General features: G+C 42.6%; 6 protein-coding genes and 1 riboswitch. Of the genes, 3 read left to right on the top strand and 3 right to left on the bottom strand.

What is annotated here, in order from left to right:
- Positions 1-235 (bottom strand): HipA N-terminal domain-containing protein (locus tag VOR_RS18245; protein ID WP_162097687.1); only part of this gene is annotated, 235 nt, incomplete at its 3' end.
- The gene (locus tag VOR_RS0104305; protein ID WP_010318498.1) at positions 225-773 is read right to left on the bottom strand and encodes a hypothetical protein; all 549 of its coding nucleotides are present in this window, start codon (positions 771-773) and stop codon (positions 225-227) included. The genes VOR_RS18245 and VOR_RS0104305, both read right to left, overlap by 11 nt.
- 106 nt (positions 774-879) lie before the next feature.
- Here VOR_RS0104305 and VOR_RS0104300 point away from each other — a divergent pair, with 106 nt between their 5' ends.
- Together VOR_RS0104300 and btuB are read left to right on the top strand one after the other, a co-directional pair.
- Positions 880-1,089 (top strand): helix-turn-helix domain-containing protein, encoded by a 210-nt coding sequence (locus VOR_RS0104300; protein WP_010318497.1) that lies wholly within the window; start codon positions 880-882, stop codon positions 1,087-1,089.
- A 393-nt stretch (positions 1,090-1,482) separates the two neighbouring features.
- Positions 1,483-1,724: riboswitch (cobalamin riboswitch) on the top strand.
- Between the two features lie 44 nt (positions 1,725-1,768).
- Positions 1,769-3,595, top strand: coding sequence for a TonB-dependent vitamin B12 receptor (btuB, locus tag VOR_RS0104295; RefSeq protein ID WP_010318496.1), 1,827 nt, complete (start codon positions 1,769-1,771; stop codon positions 3,593-3,595).
- Positions 3,596-3,665: 70 nt separating this feature from the next.
- Here btuB and VOR_RS0104290 read toward each other — a convergent pair whose 3' ends face one another.
- On the bottom strand, positions 3,666-5,306 hold the full coding sequence (locus VOR_RS0104290; protein ID WP_010318495.1) for a S8 family peptidase: 1,641 nt from the start codon (positions 5,304-5,306) through the stop codon (positions 3,666-3,668).
- A 505-nt stretch (positions 5,307-5,811) separates the two neighbouring features.
- Here VOR_RS0104290 and murI point away from each other — a divergent pair.
- The coding region (murI, locus tag VOR_RS0104285; RefSeq protein WP_010318494.1) for a glutamate racemase at positions 5,812-6,605 on the top strand (794 nt) is incomplete at its 3' end.

Here is a 6,605-nt window from a genome sequence, read left to right as displayed (position 1 = left end):
CTTCCATTAAATCAGGAAGAAGATTATTCATGAAATTCAATACATTAAATGATGAGTTTTCTCCCATTCTTAACGGTAGGCTCAACGAGATCGGAAAGGATGAATGATATGCTAACCATTGTTCAGAATATGAAAATGACAAGTTGTTCTTCGACCGTTGAACAAACTGCCCCACGAGCATGTTGTTATTTGTGGAATGTACGTAAAGTATAGGATTGTGCAAATTAGCTCCCACTTTCTTCTAGTTGGGCTGTGTTCTTGTAGAGGTTAATTGCATTTTCTACTGCCAGCATTTCGGCTTTGATATCCAATCTACGATTGTCATGTTCTGAGATGTATTGTTCTATGCATGGCCTAAGCTCGGAGTATTGCGCACACAACCGATTGAAATGCTTCCATGCCCTTTGATGAAGAGAATTGGACTCTGACAGCTCTGACAGCTCTGACTGTTTATCTTGCAAAATCGTCAAGAGACTTTCTTTTTTGAGGGAAAGGTAATTGGAATCCTCACTGTAATTATCGTAATCAACAACCTCCCAATCGGTATGGTTGAACATAAACCCTTTGGAAAACTTCTCATCGCCGCGTTTATCGAAGCCGCATGAGAGGATTGCGCCGATAAGCGACATTTCCTTCAATTTTTTTTCGACGTATTCATCTGATAAGTATTCTTTCTCATCACAGTCTATTGGAAAGGACTTTAAGTCATTGGCAGAGAAATGTTCATTGTAATAAATGGCGAGAAATAACTCTTTTCTGATCTTTACCTTCATGTGTTCAAAAAACGGCCTTTATTGATGGTTTTGAGGATTATAATCCGTGGAGTTATATGCCGCAACTGTGCAATTGTTCAACAAATTAATTTCATAAATAAAAAACATGAACAAGAAGCTTGCAGCACTTGTGGGAAAACGCATTGCAAAAATGAGGAAATCCAAAGGGTTAACTCAAGATAAACTCGCGTTGTTCGCAGAGATAGATAGAAGTTATGTAGGACGCATTGAGCGCGGTGAAGTCAATATCACGGTTGAGAAGCTGTATCAGATTGCGGACACTTTGGGCTGTGATGTGAAGGAACTTCTGCCTTAATGAGTTAGGTTTGTATGTGGTTTGTACTGAATCGATTGGAGTGTATTTTAGAGATAGGGCTGTTTTTCACAGCTATGTTGCGGAGAGTTCAATGACCACGAAAGATCATGGGGCAATCTCTTCTCTACTCTCTGCTTTTTGGCTACAGCGTATTAGCTAATAGAGTCAGCGAAGGAATCACTCAATCATGATAAAATCTCATGTTCAACTTTATCAAAATTCAATATCTTAAATTGGTAATCATATGAGTTATCTATTACTCTAAGTTTTGGCAGGTATTAGCCGTCTATACATCCGATGCATACTAGTTTTAAGAATGTCAGTTTGCCATTTCTTAAATGGTCTAAAGGAATAAAAAATTAGATAGACCGAAAGTAAATGTGAAAAATTTAGACGCTTAATTGAGTTATTGGTGTCTTCATGCTGTTCTAAGTGTAATTGCTTGTTAATTAAGCCTTTTGTCCTCACTTGTCTAGTTTTTTTACGTTTTATTTCCCAACTGTATGGTTATGACGCGCAGCGGTAAGAGAGAACGAACACCCAATATGACACTGCAGGAACAAATACTGTGGGAAGTCGGGTTAGTAGGTTAATCGCTCTCAAGTCCGAATACCTGCCAGCAACTGAGTGATGCAGTGGTGTTCCACTCAGTAGGATTCACGCGATTTAGGACAACATAATGCAAAAATCAGCACTGGCGATCGCTCTAGCATCGCTGCTTACCCCTATCTCTTATTTACACGCAAATGAAGCTCAACGTACAGAAACAGTCGTTGTGACGGCGAATCGTTTTGAGCAAAAGGCCAGTTCAACCTTGGCGGATGTGGAAATTATTACCCGTCAAGATATCGAACAAACACAAGCAAAAACATTGCCTGATTTGTTGCGTAGATTAACGGGTGTTCAGGTCACGCAAAATGGCGGACGTGGTCAGTTAGCCTCTTTATTTGTACGTGGCACAAGTTCAGATCAAGTATTGGTATTAGTGGATGGAATTCGTTTTGCTCGTGCTGCAAAAGGGGCGGTCGATTTCAACCAAATTCCACTAACTTATGTTGAGCGTATTGAATATGTTCGTGGCGCTCGAGCTTCGTTATATGGATCTGAAGCGATTGGTGGTGTGATTAACATCATTACTAAAGCTCGTTCACAACAACAAGGCACAACCGTAAGTGCTGGACTGGGTTCATTGGATTACCAAGAACTTAGTATTGCTTCTGGGGTTGCGATTGGTGAAAAAGGCCAGATGAATGTGGCTTTGGGCACAGAGAGTGATAAAGGTTACAACGTCCGTCCAGTTCCTGGAGTGAATGATGGTGATCGTCACGGTTTCAGGTCAGATAATGCGTTGTTGGGTTACGTGCACCAATTTGATGAGTCTTGGTCTTTGTTTGCCAACGCCCGCGCTTATGAAAATATTTATCAGTACGACAACAGCTATGGTGTTCGTGACTATAAAGAGGCAGAAAAGGATGACCTTTCTTTTACAATTGGCACTCAGTATCAAAGTGAACGTTGGTTATCTGAATTGCAGCTAACTACCCAGAAGCAAAAATCATGGGATTACACCCAATCTAAAGGAAAATACTCGGACACATCGGATAATCTTGAACAACGAAATATCCAGTGGATTAACCGCTATTTGGTCAATGATGTGTGGACGTTGGCTGGTGGTGTGGACTGGCGAGACGAGTCGTATCTTGATAAAACGGAGGATAAAGAGTTTGACCGCAGCAACACTGCTGCATTTGCTGTGGTTGCTGCTGAGTGGCAACAATGGCTGTTGGAGGCAAGTCTACGCTTTGATGATAACCAAGAGTATGGTTCGCAAACTACCCACAACATTGCTCTAGGGTATCAGTTTATCCCTGAGTTCGGGGTTAAAGCATCTTATGGCTCAGCATTTAAGGCTCCCAATTTATATCAACAGTACGCTCCATCTTCTGGCAATGCTAATTTACAACCAGAAGACGCAGATTCAGCAGAGTTGAGCTTCTACGGCTTATTTTCAGGTATTAAATGGTCTATCACTGGCTATGATTACAAAATCAATAACCTGATCGATTACAACTCAACAACGAAGAAGTACCAAAACGTAATAGGTGAAAGCCATATAAAAGGCGTTGAATTAACGGCCGAGTTTTCTACTGGAATTGTGCAGCACCAGTTAAGTACAGACCTCAAAGATGCTGATGACAGCAAAGGGCAAACACTACAACGCCGTGCAGAACAAATGTATAAGTGGAATGCGCTAGTGGCTTTCGAACAACTCGATTGGTCAATCGGATATCAATATGTAGGTAAACGTCCAGACAAAATTTATCCTTCTCAATATATAACGCTTGATGCTTATTCTCTCGTTGATACCTCAGTTAGCTACTATGTCACAGACTCGACGACTATTAGCGCTCGAATTGATAATTTATTAGATAAAGAGTACGAAACCGCCAATGGCTATCCTGCTGCCGAGCGTTCCTACTATCTCAATGTCTCTTATCAGTTTTAAACGCAGGCATTGTCTTTAATCAAAAGCCAGTCAGAACATCTGACTGGCTTTTATTGTTTAATGCGTCATGTTAGTAGCGAGCCACCAAACTGACATTGTTAAACTCAGTGGTGCCATAGAGTGTAATGAAGTGGCGACCTTCTCGGGTATTTGGGAAGGAACAAACTTCATTATTGCCGTTACGGTAAGATGCGCAATCCCAAGCAGAAGGTTCTGGTTCTCTACCCAAACGAACGTAGAGATCAAGATTCCCCGTACCTCCGTTGGTCTCGATACTCAAGCGACGACCTGCAGGCACATCAATATAGAATTTTTTCAATTCACCTTGCTTGCCGCTGATGCCTGTAACCACTTTACCATTAGTCAGTTGACTATCCGGTTGCGGTTGCGGCTCTGGTTGCGGATTTGGCTCAGGATCCGGAGTGGTATTGTTATCGGTCAAACTATACAGCAGCTTATTTGGTGTTCCTTGAGTGTCGCTGACTTTGCCTTTGGTCGAACGGTCGCTAAGCAGCGTTTTGATTTGATTCGGAGAGAGGTTCTTATTCTCTTGTAAGTACAAGGCTACGACCCCAGCTACATGCGGTGCCGCCATTGATGTGCCTCCCATAGTGGTGGTGCCTGTGTCTTTATGTGAAGCTGAGGTGACATCAGAGCCGGGAGCAAAAATATCAACACAGTTGCCCCAGTTAGAAGCCCACCAAAAGCTGCCATCTTGGCGTAAGTGATAAGAACGACGATCATTGCTATCGGTGGCGCCTACAGTGATGCCACTTGGCTCACGTGCAGGCGATGCTTGGCAGGCATCTATATCACTGTTACCAGCGGCAATGACTGCCGTGACTCCTCTTTGGACGAGCCGAGCCACTGCTTGATCCGTCGCCTGAGATATCCCTCCCCCTAAACTCAAATTGGCAACAGAAGGGCCTGACGCGTTTTGAGCCACCCAGTCAATACCACGGACGATCGCTTCTGTTGAACCTTTACTATCACATCCCAGTACTCGTACCCCAACTAAGTTAACGTTTTTAGCTACGCCGTACTGAGCGCCACCGATAGTGCCTGCCACGTGTGTTCCGTGACCTTGGCAGTCACTTGCATCATTATCGTTATCGATAAAGTCATAGCCGGATTTTGCTCGTCCACCAAATTCAGGATGGTTGAAAGCAATACCGGTATCGATCACATAAGCGGTAACGCCACTACCATCATAGTTGTAGTTATAACTACGATTGAGCGGTAGATCGCGCTGATCGATGCGGTCGATTCCCCAGGTTACGTTATCTTGAGCCGCATTCGCTGATGCAGAGATGATCGGATTAACCGTAATAATTTGGTTTTGCTCGATATAGTCGACGTTAGGATCAGCACGGAGAGTTTGTAATTGCTCAGCCGTTAGCTCTGCAGAAAAACCGCTTAACGCACTATCAAAAACATGTTTGATTTCGAGTGCATGCTTATTGGCTAATGCATTGACAGAGCGTTGAGTAAATTGTTGAAAAGCTTGCAAGTCATTACTCATGATTGTCGCTGGTTGTTTGAGTACAACAATATATTGATTTTTAATGCCTTTCCCTGAAGCGGCTTTCATCAATGGTGCTAATTGTTGAGGAGATGGTTTGCCAACAAACTCATTGGGCTGGGCTAATGCTGATGTTGCTGCGACGGAAAACGTCGAGACAATACATAAGCTTAAAAACTTTTTAAACATGATAGGTTTCCTTGAAAAGTGAATAAAAATGTTTGGATCGTGGCTCTCAACATAACGTTGGGCGCACAAGCAACGCTCTTTTGGTTCCAAAGCGGCTGCGCGTGAAAACTGTTTATAGCTTTCACATCTACACATTAAACTCACGCTGTTTGTTTTTTGTTCTATTTTTGTAAGGTGAACGTCAGGTCGTATATGCGTCTTCTTATTGATACAAATAGATTTTTTGCTCTAATCGATATGTATGTTTTTACAATATTGAGAGTAATATTTGTACTGAGTGTTGAGCCGGCAACGTATGTTTAAAATACAAAATGGAGTGCTTTTATTCACTAGAACAAGCTCATTGACACAGTAATTACTGAATGTGAGATCATCTACCAGCTTGATCGAGTCTAGAAATGACAATTCAAACTAACATCTCTTTTAACAAAAGGTATCTGGCATAGATTGCCTAATCGAAAAGAGCGAGTATGATCAGAACGTTTTTCTTAGTAAGGTGCTCAGAGTGTCGCAACCGTCTCAGCTTAATGTGCTTATCTTTGACTCTGGTGTTGGTGGGTTATCGGTTTATAAAGAGGTCCAAGCCAAACTACCACAATTGAACTACATCTACCTGTTTGACAATGAAGCTTATCCTTATGGTGAGCTCAATCAAGAGGTGTTAATTAAGCGTGTGGTTAGGTTGGTAAGCGATGTCGTGGTGAAAGAGCGCATTGATTTGGTCGTTATTGCTTGTAATACCGCAAGCACTATCGTCTTACCCAAGCTGCGTTCTTGTCTTGCTGTACCGGTTGTGGGGGTTGTCCCTGCGATTAAACCAGCCTCATCACTGGCCAATAAAGCCGTGGGACTCATTGCTACCCCAGCGACTATCACTCGTCAATACACTCACGATTTGATTCGAGATTTCTCATCTGACAAGAATGTTGAATTGCTAGGGTCAACGCGCTTAGTGGATATGGCAGAAGAAAAATTGAGGGGCAAAGCTGTCGATCTTGCAGAATTAAAAGAGATTCTTAGCCCTTTGGTGAACCGTATTGATGTGGCGGTCCTTGGCTGTACACACTTCCCATTAATAAAAGAAGAGATCCAAGCCGTATTAGGGAAGAGTGTCGTGCTAGTTGATTCCGGAGAAGCTATTGCTCGTCGTGTGCAAGAGCTATTGGGCGTGAAAAGCGAGCCACAATGCAAAATCAAACAACACAAGATATTATCAAGCGCACCTCCTTGGCAAGAAAGCGCGCTCAATAGTCGATTAGCTCACTTAGGGTTTACTCCTGTTCAAACATATCGTCATCA

The organism is Vibrio ordalii ATCC 33509 (genome assembly GCA_000257205.1).
Taxonomy (GTDB): domain Bacteria; phylum Pseudomonadota; class Gammaproteobacteria; order Enterobacterales; family Vibrionaceae; genus Vibrio; species Vibrio ordalii.
This window is presented reverse-complemented; position numbering and strand designations above follow the sequence as displayed.